Below are 16,762 nucleotides of genomic sequence, written 5' to 3' on the forward strand. Positions count from 1 at the left end.
ATTTTTGTATTCTATTGAATGAGATATATTTATTATTTTTTTCACACCATTGATTCACTAACCCGGATTTCTAATCCGCGCCTCATTCGGGCTCTTTTCAGGGGATATTGTTGCATGACTTTTTTCCGCCCGTGAAAAAGCCCTCCATGTTCATCTTAATCATATTTTACTTATTTTCAAATAGGAACACCTTAAAAAAACTGACTTGAACAACTGTTCAAAGATGCGGCTCTCAAGCTATTCGCGTCAGCATCGGGCGGAGTTATGATACTTCCGGGAAAAGTCTTGTCTGACTGTCCATATGAGACATGTCATTCTTCCTTCCGCGTGCGCCGTCGCCGTCGCGGCCTCCTGCCACCCCGTCCTCGCCCAACAGGCGGCTCCCGCCGCGGCTGCCCCTGCCTACCTGAACACGGAACGCGGCCTGCGCGTGAAAACCCTGGAAGGCAGGGAAATAAGCCCCAGCCTGATGAAAGGAATGCGCCCGGAAGAACAAATCACCAGGAGGACGCCCGGCGTCCCCACCAGGCCCAGCGTGCTGCTCCAGCATGAGGGCAGGCCCTCCGCCCCCGGCATGGAATGGTTTGCGGCCAGACCGCTCAAGATGATGCCGTATCTGGACAGTTCCTACGTCTTCGGCAATACCTGCGCGGAACCGGACGCCTGGATACGGGAAGACGCGATTTCCACCGGAGCGCAGAAGCTCAAAACCGCCCTTTCCAGGTACGGCATCACTTATTCCGCCCAGTTCGGATTCAATTACACGGGGCTGACGGGCGGCGGCCTGAACGGAAAAACGGATTTCCCCTCCTACAATGGCTCCCTGCTGACCAATATCACCCTCTTCCGCAATCACTCCACGGGCAGCGGCCTGTACCTGGCCTCCGAATTCGATTTCGGCAACGGCTTTGACTTCAATGAAGGCAGCCAGGGCCCCCAAACCACGCTGGGTTCCCTCCAGAACCCCACCAGCTCCTTCCAGGGCCCGCACCCCCACCTGAGCAATCTGAGCCTGGCATGGGTGGGCGCTGGGGGAAAGCTCCTGCTGATGGCGGGGCAGCTGGACACCACCAACTACATGGACCACAACGCCTACGCCAATTCCCACAACAATAACCTCACCAACAGCGTTTTCGGCAATAATCCCGTACTCCCCCTGACGGATAATTCCCTGGGGTTCCATTTCGCGTGGCAGCCCACTACCTCCTTTTACGTGATGGGCGCCACCGCCGCCAATAACATGACCCAGAATCACAATCCTTTCCGGAACCTGAATTCCGACAACTGGACGAACGTGCTTGAATTCGGCTACATCGCGGAAGATTTCTGCAACATGGGCCCCGGCGTGTACCGCCTCCAGCCCTTTTTCACCACCAGCAACGGAGAAAACGGGGGCGGCGTGGCCGTGAACTTCCAGCAGCAGCTGGGCCGCGGCAGCCACCTGGGGTGGTTCTTCCGCGGCGGCTGGGCAAGCGATGACGCCGCCACGCTGACCGGCGTGCGCTGCGCGGCCACCACGGGGCTGGTGCTTCTCTCCCCTTTCCGGGGAAAAGGCGCTTCCAATGACGGCTACCTGGGCTTCGGCCTCCTCTGGCAGCAGGGGGCCAAAAAGAACGGCCCGTACGTGAACAGGAATGAATACGGCATTGAATTGACGTACGTGGCCCAGGTGACGCCCACCATGACGCTCCAGCCTGATATTCAGCTTGTCAAGAATCCCGTCAATGGCCGCCGGGGGCAAACGGCGGTGGTTTTCCAGATTCAGAACGTCTGGTCCTGGTAAACGCCCTCCCGGAAAATTGGAAAATATTGATCGCATTTCCCGGAAATCCTGTCTAAATGGAAATGTTCTTATTTGGACCACGCACATGAAGCGCACTCAGCAACCTTCCATGCAGGAGGCGGAGCAGGCCTCCCTGAATCATGAGATTTTAACTACATGGCGTCCCGGGGAGACTCTGGGGGAACACATGGAGCGCCGCGGCGTCAGCCGGCGCGAATTCAACAAATGGTGCCTGAAAATGATCTCCCTGATGGGCGTCGCCACGGTGACGGGCGGCGTTTCCAACGCCCAGGAGATTGCGGATAAAATGGCCGCATTGAAACGGCCCGTAGTCGTCTGGCTCCAGCTTCAGGAATGCACCGGATGCCTGGAAAGCACCATCCGCAGCTATAACGAGGAAATCGGGGACATGGTGCTTTCCGCCGTCTCCATGCCTTACGTGGAACTGCTGATGGCCCCTTCGGGGGAGGCCGCCAACCAGGCTCTGGAAGACGCGGTCAGGGAGCCCCACATCCTCGTCATCAACGGGTCCGTCCCGGTCCATGACGGCGGGGTGTACTGCACTATAGCCGGGGATACCGTGGAAAACATGCTGCGCCATTGCGCGGAAAACGCCTCCTATATCCTGGCCGTGGGCTCGTGCGCGTACTTCGGCTCCATCCAGGCCGCGCGCCCCAACCCTACCGGGGCCGTGGGCATCCGGGACATCCTGACGGACCGCACGGTCATCAACGTGCCCGGCTGCCCGCCCATCGGGGACGTGATTACGGCCGTCATCATGTACATCCTTACGTTTGACCGCGCCCCGGAATGCGACCAGGAGTCTCGCCCGCTGATGGCGTACGGCACCCGCATCCACAATAATTGCCCGCGCCGCGCCCATTTCGACGCCGGACAGTTCGTCAACGTGTTTGACGACGAGAACGCGCGGGAATGCTTCTGCCTGTACAAGGTGGGCTGCAAGGGCCCGGACACGTTCTCCCCCTGCCCCATCGTCAAATGGAACGGCGGCGTCAGCTTCCCCATCCAATCCGGCCACCCGTGCATCGGCTGTACGGAGCTGCACTTCTTTGACCGCATGACTCCGTTCTACAAGACGCTGCCGAACGTGAACGGCTTCGGCGTGGAAGCCTCCGCCAACGTCATCGGGGCTGTGGGCGTAGCCGGCGCCGGCGCGGCCATCGCCGCCCATGCCGTAGGCTCCGTCATCCATTACAAGAAGCAGCACATGAAGGAGGAAGCGAACGTCTCCCTGCCCGCCTTCGGGGACGCTCCCGGCTCGCCCGACAAGGAAACTGAAGAATAGCCAGAAGCCCCTTACCACCAGATTACCATGAGCAATTACACATCAGCGGACGTTCCGGAATCCAGCCGGGTGGTCATTGACCCGGTGACGCGCATTGAAGGCCACCTGCGGGTGGAAATGGAGGCCGGGGACGGCGTCATCAAAAACGCCTGGACGTCCACCACGCAGTACCGCGGCATTGAGGTGATCGCCTGCAAGCGGGATCCCCGTGACGTATGGGCTTTCGTGGAACGCATCTGCGGCGTCTGCACGGGCACGCACGCCATCGCGGCCCTGGCCGCGGTGGAAGACGCGCTCCAGTACCCGGTGCCCGTCCAGGCCCGCCTCATGCGCGACCTGGTCAGCGGGGCCCTGGGCATCCAGGACCACGTCATCCATTTTTACCAGCTCCAGGCCATGGACTGGGTGGACGTGATGTCCGCCCTGAAGGCGGACCCCGCGGAAACCGCCGCCATCGCCAAATCCCTTTCCGACTGGCCCCTGTCCTCCGCCGCGTATTTCGCCGGAGTGCAGAAAAAGCTGAAGGACTCCATCGCCTACGGGCAGTATTCCATCTTCACGAACGGCTACTGGGGCCATCCGGCCTACAAGCTGCCGCCGGAAGTGAATCTGCTGGGCGTGGCGCATTACCTCCAGGCCCTGGTCTGGCAGCGGGACATGATCAAGATCCACACCATTCTGGGCGGCAAGAACCCGCACCCGAACTTCCTGGTCGGCGGCATGGCCTGCGCCATCAACATGAACAATGACCAGGCCATCAACCAGTTTTCCCTGAGCTACCTGAAGCAGCTGGTGCAAACCTGCCACGATTTCATCCACAAAGTATATTATCCGGACATTGTCGCCATCGCCGGATTTTATAAGGATTACTCCCACATCGGCGCGTCCAACCCCAACTTTTTCTGCACCGGGGCTCCGTCTGAAATCAACGCGGGCGCTCCCGCCGGCAAAGGCATGATCAAGCCCGGCGTGCTGCTGAACGGGGACTACAGGAACGTGCTCCCCTTTGACCAGGACAAGATCAGGGAATTCGTCACCAGCTCCTGGTACAAATACTCGGAAAGCAGGGACGCGGGCCTGGCACCGTATGACGGGGAGACGAATGCGGACTACAACGGCCCCAGGCCGCCCTACAAATGGCTTTCCGACCGCCCGCAGTACACCTGGGTGAAAGCCCCGCGCTATGACGGCCACGCGATGGCCGTGGGCCCGAACGCCCGCATGATGATTGGCTACGCCCAGGGGGTTCCCGCCATCGTGGAACGGGTGGACGCCGCCTGCGACAAGCTGGGCCTGCCGCGCGACAACGCTTTCATGAACTCCACGCTGGGCCGCGTGTACGGCCGTGCGCTGGACGCCCTGATCAACGTGGACATGATGGTGGACCAGCTCCAGGAAATGACGGACCGCATCAGGAACGGGGAAACCGCCACCTTCAACCCGGAAAAATGGGAGCCGGAAACCTGGCCCTCCTCCTGCAAGGGCGTGGGCTGGGTGGAAGCGCCCCGCGGCAGCCTGAGCCACTGGGTGCGGATTGAAAACGGCCAGACGGCGAATTACCAGGCCGTGGTCCCCAGCACCTGGAACAGCTCCGGCCGGGACGCGGAAGGGCAGATGGGGCCATACGAATATTCCCTGGCCCATACCGGGAAACACCCGCTGGTGGACCCCTCCCGCCCGGTGGAACCCCTGCGCACCATTCACAGCTATGACCCGTGCCAATCCTGCGCCGTCCATTTGTTTGACGAAGAAGGGGAAGCCATTCTGACCAGACAGGACCCGTGAAAACGACTCTTATCGATAACGACCTCACCCTGGCGGTGGAGGATGCCATTCCGGCCAGTCCGGTGTACGCTCCGGAGGAAATCCTGGCCCTGGCCGTGTGCGCCTCCCCCAACGGCAGCAGGGACGCGGGAGACCTGGCCCTGCTCCACGCCGCGCGGGAACGCGGCATAACCCTCCCTTACGCCCAGCGGGAAAACTCCTGGGAGGCGCCCTCCCGGGAGAGGCCGTACAGCACGGCTGTTCTGAAAGCCGCGGATAAGGCGGACGCCGCCCCTTTCATGGTAGCCCGCGGCAATCTGAAAGCGCTGGAAAATCTGTGCGAAGTCAGCTCCCTGGAAAAGGAGCGCATGAACAAGGCTTTCAAGGAACACTCCCCCTCCGGCTTTGAACCCGTGGCCGTGGCCGTCCACCGGTCCGGCGCGCCGTGGCGCCTGCTGGGCGTCGTGCCCATGCACGCCATGAGGGACGTGCGCCGCCTCTCCATGGCCAGGGCCAACTTCCGCTACTTCCACGTCTGGGACTGGCCCCTGCGCGTGCTGCACTGGACGTGGGTGCTCTGCATCATCGGCCTGTCCGCCACCGGCATCTGCATCGCGGAAGGGTGGTTCCTGAAAATGGGGGATCTGCACGGGGCTTTCCAATTCGGGACGCTCCGTTTCGTACATTATGCGCTGGGGTGGGTCCTGGTGGTGGTGATGATGCTGCGTTTTTCCTGCTTCTTCATGGCCTCCAACAAATACCAGAGCTTCCGGGCCCTGTTCCCCGTCTCCAGACAGGAGTGGAAGGATCTGTACGCCACGGCGGTGGACTACCTGTTCGCCCGCAGTTATGACGGCCCCCGCTACATCGGCCACAATCCCCTGCAGCAGTGGACATACACGGGCGTGTACGTCCTGTTCACCACCATGGTGGTGACCGGGCTGGCCCTGTACGCCCTGTATGAGCCGCGCCACTGGTTCTACCGCTGGTTCATGCCGCTGAACGACCTGATAGGCATTCCGTACGTGCGCCTGGTGCATCTGGTGGGCATGTGGTGCTTCATCATCTTCGCCATGATCCACGTGTACCTTTCCATCCTTTCCGGGAACGTGGACCGGGACGGCACCATCTCCTCCATGTTCAGCGGCGGACGATGGCTGCGCAAGGGCGTCAAATTCCGGGATGAATAACTCTCCGCTCTCCCCTCTGCCATGAAACCGGAGCCATACACGGAAGAACTGCGGGGCTGCCCCGTGAAGGGGAATGCCTATCCCGTGCTCGTGCTGGGCATCGGGAACCCGCTCATGGGGGACGACGGCGCGGGCGTGGAGCTGGCCCACCGCCTCCAGGAACGGGATTACGGCCCGCTGGTCCACGTGGAAGAAGGGGGGACGCTGGGCATGACCCTGCTGCCCCTGCTGGAAGATGCGGACACGCTCATCCTGCTGGACGCCGTCAGGACGGGGGCCCGGCCGGGAACCGTCGTCACGCGCAGCCGGGAAGAACTGCCGCGCCACTTTTCCCGCGTGATATCGCCCCACCAGATAGGCATGAAGGAAGTGCTGGGGGCGGCCCAGCTGTGCGGCACCCTTCCGCGCGCCATCACGCTGGTGGGGGTGGAGGCCCTGCATACGGATTTCTGCCGCCCCATGTCCGCGGAGGTGCTGGAAGCGTTGCCGAAGGCGCTGCACACGGCGGAGGCCCTCATCGCCCGCGCCCTGGCGGAACATCAGGCCCGGAAAAACGCCCATGCATGAAGTAGGCATCATGGAAGGCGCGCTGGACATGGCCCGGCGGCTCATGGAAAAACGCGGAGGCAGCAGGCTGAGGCGCGTGCACATGACCCTCGGCAGCCTGAGCGGCGTGGTGCCGGAAGCGCTTCAATCCGCCTTCCTGGCCCTGAAAGACTCGTATGCGGCGCAGGAGGCGGTCCTGGACGTCACCTGGGTGGAGGCCGTGTGCCGCTGTGACGCATGCCGGGCGGATTTTTCCTTCACGGAACACGGCTACATCTGCCCCGGCTGCGGAGAACCGGCCCTGGCCATCCTGCGCGGGCGGGAACTGGAGCTGACCCGCGTGGAATGGGAATGAACAGCGCTTCTTCCGGAAAAAATAAAGGAATTTTGCCCGAACATTTTCCCCGGACGGAGGGTCTAACCCCGTTGGGGCGCCTCCACCGCGCCGCAAACGTCAAACCAGCTATGCAACCGGAGCCATGAGCAATATCAACCCATTTATTCTAACAGGGATGATGCCGCTTTCAGCCTCATCCATGAACCGGGTCTCCTACATGTGCCCTGTCACCATCAGCAATGATGTGGTGCAGGGCCAGACGGATATTCAGGATTCCCTTACCGTTGATTCCGGCGGAAATCTTTACATCATCAACGCCCCCGTTTACGTTGGCGGCCCCAATCAGCCGGACCACGGGCACCGCACCGCCCACCTCGTCATCCGGAACGGAGGCGCCATGACGCTCCTGGGAAACCTGCCGGACCACATGACCGTTTTCCTGGGGGACAAGGCCAACGGCAGCCTGGAAATCAACGGCGGCCGCCTTCTGATGGGCCAGGGGCGCATTCAGGGCTCCAGGGAGCATGAAGGCAGAATCGCCATGGCGGACGGCTGGCTCTTCGCCTCGGAAGTGGATCTGCCGGCGGAGGGCTCGGAACTCGTCATCAGGCACGGCCTGATGCGGATTAAAAAACTCTCCGGCAACGCGTCCACCCGCATTTACGGCGGCGTCCTGCATGTGAAAGAGGAAGCCCGCGCCAGCCGCATCCATTTGATAGATGACGGCGTGCTGCTGCTGGGCAGCGTCACCAGCCAGCCCTCCGCGGACGTCATGGCCGGAGCCGGCATCAACTTCCGCGGGGACGGCGGGGCGCTGGTCATCCGCATCCCCCACCCGGAACATGCTCTGACGCGCACGCGGGAAGCGGAACACGTCTTTGACGAACTGCTCCGGAGAGGCAAGCTCTTTCATGACAGCGAACCCATGGCCAGCTTCCAGGGGTTCCACATGAGGGAGTTCACGGGGCATGACGGACTGACGTACGCCGCGCTGCGCCCCGCCGCCCAGCTGGACGCGGAACAGAACCAGGTCACCCGCCTGCTCCATGCGTTCATGTACGGCGGCGGTGAAAAGGACATGCCCATCTAATCCCCCCGGCAAGGAAAGCCCTCATCAAAAAACCGCCGGCATTCAGCGCCGGCGGTTTTTAAGTCTGTTGATCTGTTGAAAAACGGAAAAACGTTATTTCAGGAATTTAATCGTGAAGGGAGGCACATAATCGTAATCCCCGTTCGCCGCCTTGACGGCAGCGATGATGGAGAAAACGATCCAGGCGATGACCACCACGGGGGCGAGCACGAACCCGATCAGGATCAAACATGAAAGACAGGCCGCAACCGTATAGATCGCCCAGGAAATCTGGGCGTTCAGAATATTCTTTCCTACTTTGTCCACCAGAGGGTTGGCGTCCCTCCAGACCAGCCAGCAGATCAGGGGAGGAATAATGTTCACGCCGGCGGAGCCTCCGAAAAAGACGGACACCAGCGGGGAAACCGCCGTCAGGATAGCCTGCGTTTTATCCGATTGTTTCTCAGGGGCGGGCTCCTGAACCGGTTCCTGGATCATTTGTTGTTCTTCGTCCATAAAATGAAAGCAATGGAAAGCGGATGAAGGTGAACGGAAACCTTTTCCGCTTCATTCCGCCTTAATGAAACCTTTTTTACATATTCCTCCCCGTAGTCAAGCTTTCAGACCGTCCTTTTCGTGCATAAAAAACGCTCTCCGGCAATCATCCTTGCCACTACGCAGGCCGGAAGCCATACTGCCGGACATGACCCATGCCCTGACGCTGCTCGTCTTTTCCGCCTGTCTGGGGGCCTGTGCCCCGGAAGTACGGGAAATCCCTCCTCCCGCCTCTTCCGTCACCCGCCGTGAAGCCCTGGCAGCCAGCCGGGCCTACACCTCCATGATTTGGCGGGGCTCTGTCCGGAATGTCCGCCACGAAACGGACGGGGACGGCATCCGGACAGACACGCCGGACGCCTCCGCAGCCGGATATGATGCCGGAGCATGGTGGAAGCCAGGCATGCGCTCCACCGGCATGCCGTATAAATGGGGCGGCTTCGACACCCCGCGGCAGTTTTCCAAACGCCTGAAGGCGGACGCAGCCAACGGAGGACTCCCCGCCGCGGCCGGAGACATGGGCACCCCGGAAAAACAGGCCGCGGGAGACGCCGCCGTCAGCCGCTTTGCCGCCGGAGTGGACTGCTCCGGCTTCGTCTCCCGCTGCTGGCGGCTGGACAGGCCCTTTTCCACACGGGAACTCCCCGCCCTCTGCACGCGGCTTCCCTCCTGGGAAGACCTCCGGACGGGAGACATCCTGATCGCGCCGGGTCGCCATGTGCTCCTGTTCATTCAGTGGGAGGGAACGGAAAAGAACAGGTTCCTGGGCAGTGAAGCCGGCCCCCTGCCTGCCTGGAAATGTTCGGAGCATGTGTTCAGCCGCCCCATGCTGGAAAACAGCGGCTACCGCCCCATGAGATACAGGGGCATGCGGGACTGAAAACAGGTTCCTGAGCGTCCGTCATCCCCCTTCTTTCCCGGAACAGGAACAAGAGGAAAGACATCGGGAAACATTCCGGAAGCCCTCCCCCCTTTCCATAAAAAGAAGCCCGGCATCCCCCATGCGGCAGGGATGCCGGGCTTGCCGGCCAGTACGACCCGCCAAAGGCGGCGGACGTTCACGCGCCGGGAATTACAACGGCTGTACGTTCATGTGGAACACCTTCCCCTGGAAGGAGGAGCCAAGTTCCTTCAGAGGCAGAATGAACGTGGAACGGTGCACTTTGGGACGATGCTTGAAGTTGTCCGGAAAATCCTTGGCCTTGTCGGAAAAGCTCTTCAGCACGGCAGTTCCGGCAGGCTCCCCGTCAAGCAGCAGGCTGGTTTTTTCCGGTTCCCCCACAATTTCCACCTTGACCTTCCGGCCCACGGGCAGCTTGGCGCCGAAGGAAAATTCCAGAGAATCGTCACGGCGGAATCCGACGGTACCGTCCTTCATGACCGCCAGCAATTCTCCTTCAGGAGCGGAAAGAAGCACCTGCTCTTTCCCTTCCGGAGCGGCAGTCAATTCCAGTTCCATCGTCAGGCGGTAATTCGGCCCCAGGGCAGGCTTGCCCAGCTTCTGGGGGAGGGCGGAAGGCTTCACCGCAAAGGGCTGGGCATCCTTCCATTTGTACAGGGGATTGGTGCGCGGGGCATTGCCGATGGAGGAAACCAGCTCGCGATGCTGTTCAAACGTATCCGGAGCCTTGGCGGTTCCCCACAGTTTCTGGCTGAGTACGTCCATGGAGCCGGAAATGATTCCCCAAATGTCATAAGGCGCGTACCCCGTATGCATGATGTCCGTTTCATCATTCCAGACGGCGAAGGTGCCCCCAAGGAGCTGGGGATGCCCGGAAGGCAGCGTTTCATTGCCGATGCGGTTGGGAATCCAGTTATTATACAGTCCCTTATGGTTTCTGTCCATCCGGTAGTAACCGGCAAAGGGAACGATATAAAGGGCTCCGTCATTCGTATTAATCACATCATAGCCCTGGTTGACGGCCTCCCACGCTCTCATCCAGCCGGTATTCCAAAGGTTCATCTGGACGCCCTTGCTGACTACCGGGGTCTTGCCCGGCTTGGTGCTCAGGCTTCCCCAGATGCGGGGCGTATAACCGCGCTTGAGGGCATGGCTGAGCACGGCGTTCGCAAAGTGGCGGTAATCTTCCTTGTCCCCATAGAATTCATCCGCCCCCACATGCACCACGCCGCAGTCCGCGAACACGGGACGGCCCAGCTTGGGATCCTTCAGCAGGTATTCGTCAAAAACCTTGCTCACCAGGTCAATCGTTTCCGGGTTGGCGGCGTCCAGCATCTCGCAGCGGCGTTTCTCATGATTCATGGCCCCTTTGTAAATGAGATCGGGCCGCAGGCGGGTGAAGGAAAGGGCATGCCCCGGAGTGTCGAATTCCGGAACAATATTGACGCCGTACTTCTTGGCGTAGCTGACCAGGTCGGCGAATTCCTTCTTGGTATAAAAAAGGTCCTTGGCCGTCAGGGGCGTGCCGTCCTTCCCCTTCATGTTGGATTCCAGGCGGAAGGCCGCGTAGCTTTCCTTGAACGGATCATGGCCGTTGTCCACATAGTGCTCGTGGAAAATATAGTTGTTGTTGATGACCAGGTGCAGGTCATTCATCTTGTACCAGGCCATGGTGCGGATCACGTCCTTCAGGTAACTGAGGGGATACGGCGTGCGCGCGATATCAAGCATGAACCCGCGGAGCTGGTAGCGCGGGAAATCCACGGCCGTGCCGCAGGGCACGCTGCCGGGCGTCTGGCGGAGCATCTGCAGCAGGGTGCGCGTACCCCAGAACAGGCCGGTGGGAGCCGCCGCTCCAAGACGGACGCCGTCCCTGGCAATCTGGAGCCGGTATCCTTCCCTGCCCAGATTGCCGCCCTTCACCAGGGAAAGGGAAATATCCGCCTTCGCCCCGGGGGCGACGAGCTTGACCTTCTTTCCCAGCACGTCTTCCATATCCGCCGCGAACAATTTGCCCAGCTCCTTGTCCGGGCATGCTACGGTAACCGTATTCCCCAGCTTGTATTCTCCCTGGCCCCCCTTCCATTGCAGGATTTCCGGGATGATCCGCGGCTTGGGATTGCCCTGGGCGGCCTGAGGAGCCTGAAGCATGATTTCATAATCCTTGCTGACGGCTTCCTTGCCGTCCTTGGTCACCTTGAAGCTGACGTTGACGGGGGTATCTGAAATAACAGGGGCTATCTTGCCTTTGCTGTTAACGAGCTGCTCATAGTCGGCCCCCAGCAGTTTAATCTGGGCTCCGGAAGCGCTCGGCATGGGCAGCTGCTTTGCCCCGGCTTTCACCGGGGGGATGGAAAGGGAATCCGCAATCTGCTTGGCGTCCTGCCCCATCAGGGGAGATGCGGCAAGAACGGCGATCATCAGGAATAGGTTGTTCTTCATGTTCTGGTCTTGTTTAGGAAAAGGAAATGTCTGATTGGCTCCAAAAACTACGCGGCCGCCGCCCCTTTCTTGCAGAGAAAGGGGAAAAAGCGGAGGAATTCTCCCTCTCTACGCCGGACGGGACAGCCATTCCGCCCAAACGGATTGCCGCGCGCCGGGCTTCACGAAGGAAAACCGCCGGTCAAAGGGGGAGACTTTCCCTCTTGTTTCAATAAATTATTATCCCAAAGAACCCGTTGTTGGCGAGATAAAAAAACGGGAGGCCCGTGCGGCAGCCAAAAAAAGACGCCGCGCGGCGGCCCAACGCCGCCCCACGGCAAAAAACGGGAGCCGCCGCCTCTGCCGGGGACAACCGGCCCCGGACAGGAATAAATAAAATCAGGCGCGGATATCCATCACCTCTCCGGCGGGAAAGCGCACCTTGGCCTCGCGGGCGTAAGAGTCGTCCTTGGCGCGGTAGCCCAGCGCCACCCCCACCACGGAGCGGTACGGCGTGCCGTCCAGCCCCAGAATTTCATCATATTTGGCGCTGTCCATGCTGCCGATCGTGCAGGAATCCACCCGCAGGGCGGCGGCGGCGCTGAGCAGGAACCCCACGGCGATGTACACCTGGCAATCCAGCCACGCATGCATCTTTTCCGGAGTCAGCGCTTCCACGTAACTGGTATAAAAACCGGCGGAGGAAGCCAGCTTTTCCGCGGAAGGGCGGCGCGTGAATTCAATCTGGGCCAGGTAGCGGTCCACATCCCGCCTGGTGGCGGAGCGCCGGGAGCACAGCACCACGTAATGGGAGCAGTCCTCCACCTGGGACTGGTTCCAGGAAACCTCCCGCAGGCGCGCCTTTAGTTCCCTGTTGGTCACCACGACAAACTTCCAGAGCTGAAGCCCCAGGGAGGAGGGGCTGAGACGCAGGCTTTCCGCCAGCGCATGCCAGACAGGCTGCTCAAGGCGGGCTTCGGGATCAAATTTCTTGCAGGCGTAACGCCATTCCAGACCGTCAATATACTGTTCCGGGGAAATCGTCATGCAGGGTGAGACAGAAAAACGGAGAAACTGTTTAAAGGACCTCTTTCAATACCTCAATGCAGCGGGCGTTCTCCGCGGGAGTGCCCACGCTGATGCGTATCCATTCCGGCAGTCCGTAACCGTCCTGCGCGCGGACGATGACCCCCCTGGCGAGCATATCCTGGAACACCTGCCTGCCCCGGCCCACCTTCACCAGGATAAAGTTGCCCTGGCTGGGAATCCATTCCAGGCCCATTTCCCGGAAAGCCTGCTCATAAAAACGCATGCCTTCCTTATTGTTCTCCACGGTGCGGCGCACATGCTCCCGGTCCTCCAGGGCGGCCAGGGAGGCCTCCTGGGCCAGTACATGCAGGTTGAACGGAGCGCGCGCCTTGTGCAGCATGCTGCAAACCTGTTCCGGAGCAAGGCCGTAGCCCACGCGCAGCCCCGCCAGGCCGTAAGCCTTGGAGAAAGTGCGCAGAACAACCACGTTGCGGCCTTCCCGCACAAATTTGAGGGTATCCGGAGGATTGTCGGAAAACTCCCGGTACGCCTCGTCAAAGACCACCAGCACATGTTCCGGCACCTTCGCCATGAAATCGTCTATTTCCTGCTGCCCTACTACGGTGCCGACGGGATTGGTGGGATTCGTAATGAACACGACGCGCGTATTGTCCGTAATGGCGTCCAGGAAACCGTTCAGGTCATGCGTCCAGTCCTCCTTGTTGGGCACTTCCACGTACGCGGCGCCAAACAGCTTGGACATGATGGGGTACATGGAAAAGGCGTGTTTGGCGGCCACCACCTCCGCACGGGGATTCAGCAGGGCATGGCAGATCAATTCAATCACTTCGCTGCTGCCCGTGCCCACTACTGTCTGGTTGAACTCCACGCCGCAGAACTCCGCGATGGCGGAACGCAGGCGGAAAGCCGCGCCGTCCGGATAGATATTCACGCCGGCTGCCGCACGGGCAATCGCCTCCACCGCTTTCGGGGACGGCCCCAGGGGATTTTCATTAGACGCCAGTTTCACAATATCATGGGGATCCAGGCCCAGTTCCCGGGCCGTCTCCTCAATCGGCTTGCCCGGCTGATAAGCCACCAACTCCAGCACATGCTGATTTGCGAAACTCTCAATACTCATAGCGGCGGCATGTTACCGCCATTCCCCGTTTCTGGCAATACGGATTTCCATGCGGCCGGACCTTGGGAATATGGCAGCCTTTCAACCGCGCCGGAGCTGCCGGAAGAAGGCCCCTTTCCCGGAATTTCCCCCTTCTTCCTGAAACGCCTTTCTTCCGGAGAAAGGCAGCCGTCCTCCTTCTCCGGCAGATTTCCTCCTGCTTCAAAGACGAGCCGCTCAACAAGTTCTTCCATGCCCAAGGAGGGTAAAACATTCCCCTTAAAAGAAAGGGGAGACGGCATTCCGCCATGAGCGGGGAATCGGCCCCGCGGACCGCCCCGCCCGCCTATTTTTCACGTCTGCGGTCACCGCGCGGACGGCTGCGCAGAGTCTGGTATCCGGCCACAAGAAAGGCGAACGCGGTCACCGCCAGAAAGGAACGGAACAGCCAGGCCAGAAGTTCCCAGTAAATCTCCTGAGTCATGCGGAAGGTTTTTTGCCGGAATCGGGAACGTTTCCCAAATCTTCCCGGAGGCGTTTGACGGCACAGGCAATCAGGGTGGCCTTATCCAGCTGGCAGCGTTCCATGTTCAGAGCGTCCGCTTCCGCATCCCGGAAGAAATGGACCGACAACGGCATTTTCCCCTTGATTTGAATTTTTTTCTGACTCTTTTTTTTATTTTCCGTCTTCATAAAAATCCTTTTTTTGGTGCAATAACGGCCTCAACTGCCCTTTTGCACCCCAACAATGCACCTTAAACGGTATTTTCGTCAACAAAAATATACCATTAAAATGACTTTATGCAAAAAAGATTGAAGAATCGCACCATTTTCGTTACAAAAGGCGCATGAGTGAGAATCAGGACGAACTCAAAATGCAGATCAAGGCCTGGCTGAAACAGCAGAACATTTCCCGCAATGATTTTGCGGCGGAATGCTTCGTGTCTCCCAACACGGTCCGCAACTGGCTTGCCAAGGTGGCCATCCCCAAAGACAAGGAAGCTCTCATCCGGCTCATGATGGAAAAGACGGAAAGGGAGAAAAAATTGAAGCAGGCGGCAAGAGCCAATTGGAAACCCTTTGTCGTCATGCTGAGTTTCGAGGATTACAAACTCATTGAAGAAGCCGCCAGGATGGACAACATGACGGTGGAGGAATGGGCGGAAGCCACCCTAATCAAGGATGCCCAGAAGAGGATGAAAAATTATTACGACGACGAAAACAGCCTTCCGGACAATGTATTCCTGGCGGCGGAAGTCCCGGAGGAATACGGAGCGCCCAGGCGTTCCGGCCCTTCATCGTCACCGCCTTCTTCTTCCCGCCGCAAACCGCGGCACTAAATCATGGAGGGCTTGGCATCCCGCCAGCGCCCCCCCTCTGGCTGTCCCTCCTGCCGGCGTGCAGTTCCGCCGAACGCTTCCCCAGGAGCCGGGAACGCCGGCCGTTTTTGCGGCGTGCCGGATCAGCTTTTTCCCGCCCGCCGTTCTCAACAATTTCTATTTCACGTTGATGGCGAGTCAACTCTTCTGTCTGTTGCTCCCCTCTGTCTTCCGTTTCCCGTGGTTCTTTAAAAGCTTTCCCCTGTTCCGGGCATCGGGGTCCCGGCGTCCCTTTCTGATGACTGATTCCTCCCTGAAAGGCCCCTGATTGAAGAAACCGTTTCATCACGCGCACTGCGCCGCTCCTGCCGCTGGCCGGCATGTTTCACATGGGCCAGATACGGCAGAAGGAACGGGGCGAAACGTTTCAGGGCAAAATAAAACAGGACGATGGCCGCAAACACCAGCAACGGAGTGAAAACGGCAAGAACAGGCTGGATTTTCATGACGGGAGGCAGGAAATCGTAAATGGGCCAGTGCAGCATGAACGTCAAAAAGCAGGCGGGAGCCAGCAACGCTATTTTCGCGGACAGGCCGGGCAGATGCTTTTCCATCCAGATGCCTGCATACATGATCATCATGACTCCCAGAAGCATGCCAATGGCCGTCTCTTTCCACAGGGGAATCATTCCGGCGGAATACAGCGCAATCAGCACAACGGGCATAAAAATGCTCACCCAGAAAAAAATGCCGAACTTCTTATTCAGCACCAGATGAATATCGTCAATCTTCCGGGAACTGAGCGCAACGCCCAACAGATAAAAAGCACAGGTTCCAATGGAAATCGTCTCCATGTGGTCCGGAGCCACGTTGAAGAAACAGAAAAAGAGGAGCACCGCAGGGAACAGCAGGATTTTGACGCGGACCAGAAGAGGCGTCAGCAACGTGAGAATGATAATGTCCCTCAGGAACCAGGAAGGGCCGATGGGAGGAACGGCATGGGAATCATCCACGGAGAAAAGGTTGATGCCCGGAAGAAAGACGTCCCGAATGCCGACCAGATTCTCAAGGCGGAAGGAAGCTCCGTCATGAGGCAGAACAAGGAGCACGTACAGCACATTCCAGAACATGAATGGAATGAACAGCCATAAAGCCCGGTTGAACGCCTTGTTCCAGGTGATGTTCCTGCCCAGGAAGTACCCTGCCAACACCAGGAAAAAAGGAACCCTCCCCAGATAAAAGAGATGGAGGCTCACTGACTGGAGAAAGGGAGAGGATAGATGGACGTACATAATCAGGAGGGCGGCAATAACCCTTGATACGTCAATCCATAAGACACGTTTTGAGGGAGAAGGCGCAGACGTGTCGAGAATCGGAGGCTGGTTTTGAGCGTTATACATTTAAGCGGAAGAAAAAGTAATG

Annotated in this window: 16 protein-coding genes; 9 read left to right on the forward strand and 7 right to left on the reverse strand. The window is 59.4% G+C overall.

What is annotated here, in order from left to right:
• Window positions 1-301 precede the first annotated feature (301 nt).
• The 7 genes from CI070_RS04345 (at window position 302) to CI070_RS04375 (ending at window position 8,016) form a co-directional block, all read left to right on the forward strand.
• Window positions 302-1,783 (forward strand): carbohydrate porin, encoded by a 1,482-nt coding sequence (locus tag CI070_RS04345; protein ID WP_094136193.1) that lies wholly within the window; start codon window positions 302-304, stop codon window positions 1,781-1,783.
• A gap of 85 nt (window positions 1,784-1,868) precedes the next feature.
• Complete coding sequence (locus CI070_RS04350; RefSeq protein WP_256943544.1) at window positions 1,869-3,089, forward strand: hydrogenase small subunit; 1,221 nt, start codon at window positions 1,869-1,871, stop codon at window positions 3,087-3,089.
• A gap of 27 nt (window positions 3,090-3,116) precedes the next feature.
• Complete coding sequence (locus CI070_RS04355; RefSeq protein ID WP_094136194.1) at window positions 3,117-4,874, forward strand: nickel-dependent hydrogenase large subunit; 1,758 nt, start codon at window positions 3,117-3,119, stop codon at window positions 4,872-4,874.
• Window positions 4,871-6,043 (forward strand): cytochrome b/b6 domain-containing protein, encoded by a 1,173-nt coding sequence (locus CI070_RS04360; protein ID WP_094136195.1) that lies wholly within the window; start codon window positions 4,871-4,873, stop codon window positions 6,041-6,043. The genes CI070_RS04355 and CI070_RS04360 overlap by 4 nt, the downstream gene beginning before the upstream one ends.
• Before the next feature lie 21 nt (window positions 6,044-6,064).
• Window positions 6,065-6,610, forward strand: a complete 546-nt coding sequence (locus CI070_RS04365; protein ID WP_094136196.1) for a HyaD/HybD family hydrogenase maturation endopeptidase — start codon at window positions 6,065-6,067, stop codon at window positions 6,608-6,610.
• Window positions 6,603-6,944: a hydrogenase maturation nickel metallochaperone HypA/HybF gene (locus CI070_RS04370; protein ID WP_094136197.1), complete on the forward strand. Its 342-nt coding sequence runs from the start codon at window positions 6,603-6,605 to the stop codon at window positions 6,942-6,944. Before CI070_RS04365 ends, CI070_RS04370 begins: the two co-directional genes overlap by 8 nt.
• Before the next feature lie 157 nt (window positions 6,945-7,101).
• Entirely contained in the window at window positions 7,102-8,016 is a 915-nt protein-coding gene (locus CI070_RS04375; protein WP_094136198.1) for a hypothetical protein, read from the forward strand.
• 93 nt (window positions 8,017-8,109) lie between these two features.
• Here CI070_RS04375 and CI070_RS04380 read toward each other — a convergent pair whose 3' ends face one another.
• Window positions 8,110-8,511: a DUF4870 domain-containing protein gene (locus tag CI070_RS04380; protein WP_094136199.1), complete on the reverse strand. Its 402-nt coding sequence runs from the start codon at window positions 8,509-8,511 to the stop codon at window positions 8,110-8,112.
• 151 nt (window positions 8,512-8,662) lie between these two features.
• On the opposite strand from CI070_RS04380, the gene CI070_RS04385 reads away from it, so the two are divergent.
• Window positions 8,663-9,430 carry a hypothetical protein gene (locus tag CI070_RS04385; protein WP_143245582.1) on the forward strand — a complete coding sequence of 256 codons (768 nt, stop codon included), beginning with the start codon at window positions 8,663-8,665 and terminating at the stop codon, window positions 9,428-9,430.
• A 192-nt stretch (window positions 9,431-9,622) separates the two neighbouring features.
• On the opposite strand, the gene CI070_RS04390 is transcribed toward CI070_RS04385, so the two are convergent.
• From CI070_RS04390 to CI070_RS04415, 5 genes are all read right to left on the reverse strand, one after another.
• Window positions 9,623-11,893 carry a beta-hexosaminidase gene (locus CI070_RS04390; RefSeq protein WP_094136201.1) on the reverse strand — a complete coding sequence of 757 codons (2,271 nt, stop codon included), beginning with the start codon at window positions 11,891-11,893 and terminating at the stop codon, window positions 9,623-9,625.
• Between the two features lie 378 nt (window positions 11,894-12,271).
• Window positions 12,272-12,919: an NAD(P)H-dependent oxidoreductase gene (locus CI070_RS04400; RefSeq protein WP_094136203.1), complete on the reverse strand. Its 648-nt coding sequence runs from the start codon at window positions 12,917-12,919 to the stop codon at window positions 12,272-12,274.
• 31 nt (window positions 12,920-12,950) lie between these two features.
• Window positions 12,951-14,042: a histidinol-phosphate transaminase gene (gene hisC / locus CI070_RS04405; RefSeq protein ID WP_094136204.1), complete on the reverse strand. Its 1,092-nt coding sequence runs from the start codon at window positions 14,040-14,042 to the stop codon at window positions 12,951-12,953.
• A 325-nt stretch (window positions 14,043-14,367) separates the two neighbouring features.
• Window positions 14,368-14,505: a hypothetical protein gene (locus CI070_RS13470; RefSeq protein WP_179218369.1), complete on the reverse strand. Its 138-nt coding sequence runs from the start codon at window positions 14,503-14,505 to the stop codon at window positions 14,368-14,370.
• Complete coding sequence (locus CI070_RS04415) at window positions 14,502-14,714, reverse strand: hypothetical protein (RefSeq protein WP_012421162.1); 213 nt, start codon at window positions 14,712-14,714, stop codon at window positions 14,502-14,504. The genes CI070_RS13470 and CI070_RS04415 overlap by 4 nt, the downstream gene beginning before the upstream one ends.
• A gap of 155 nt (window positions 14,715-14,869) precedes the next feature.
• Between CI070_RS04415 and CI070_RS04420 the strand changes: the two genes are divergently transcribed.
• Window positions 14,870-15,361, forward strand: a complete 492-nt coding sequence (locus CI070_RS04420; protein WP_094136206.1) for a helix-turn-helix domain-containing protein — start codon at window positions 14,870-14,872, stop codon at window positions 15,359-15,361.
• A gap of 227 nt (window positions 15,362-15,588) precedes the next feature.
• Here CI070_RS04420 and CI070_RS04430 read toward each other — a convergent pair whose 3' ends face one another.
• On the reverse strand, window positions 15,589-16,740 hold the full coding sequence (locus tag CI070_RS04430) for an acyltransferase family protein (protein WP_094136208.1): 1,152 nt from the start codon (window positions 16,738-16,740) through the stop codon (window positions 15,589-15,591).
• Between the last annotated feature and the right edge of the window lie 22 nt (window positions 16,741-16,762).

Origin of the sequence: Akkermansia muciniphila, assembly GCF_900184965.1 — a bacterium.
In the GTDB taxonomy this organism is placed as follows: domain Bacteria; phylum Verrucomicrobiota; class Verrucomicrobiia; order Verrucomicrobiales; family Akkermansiaceae; genus Akkermansia; species Akkermansia muciniphila_A.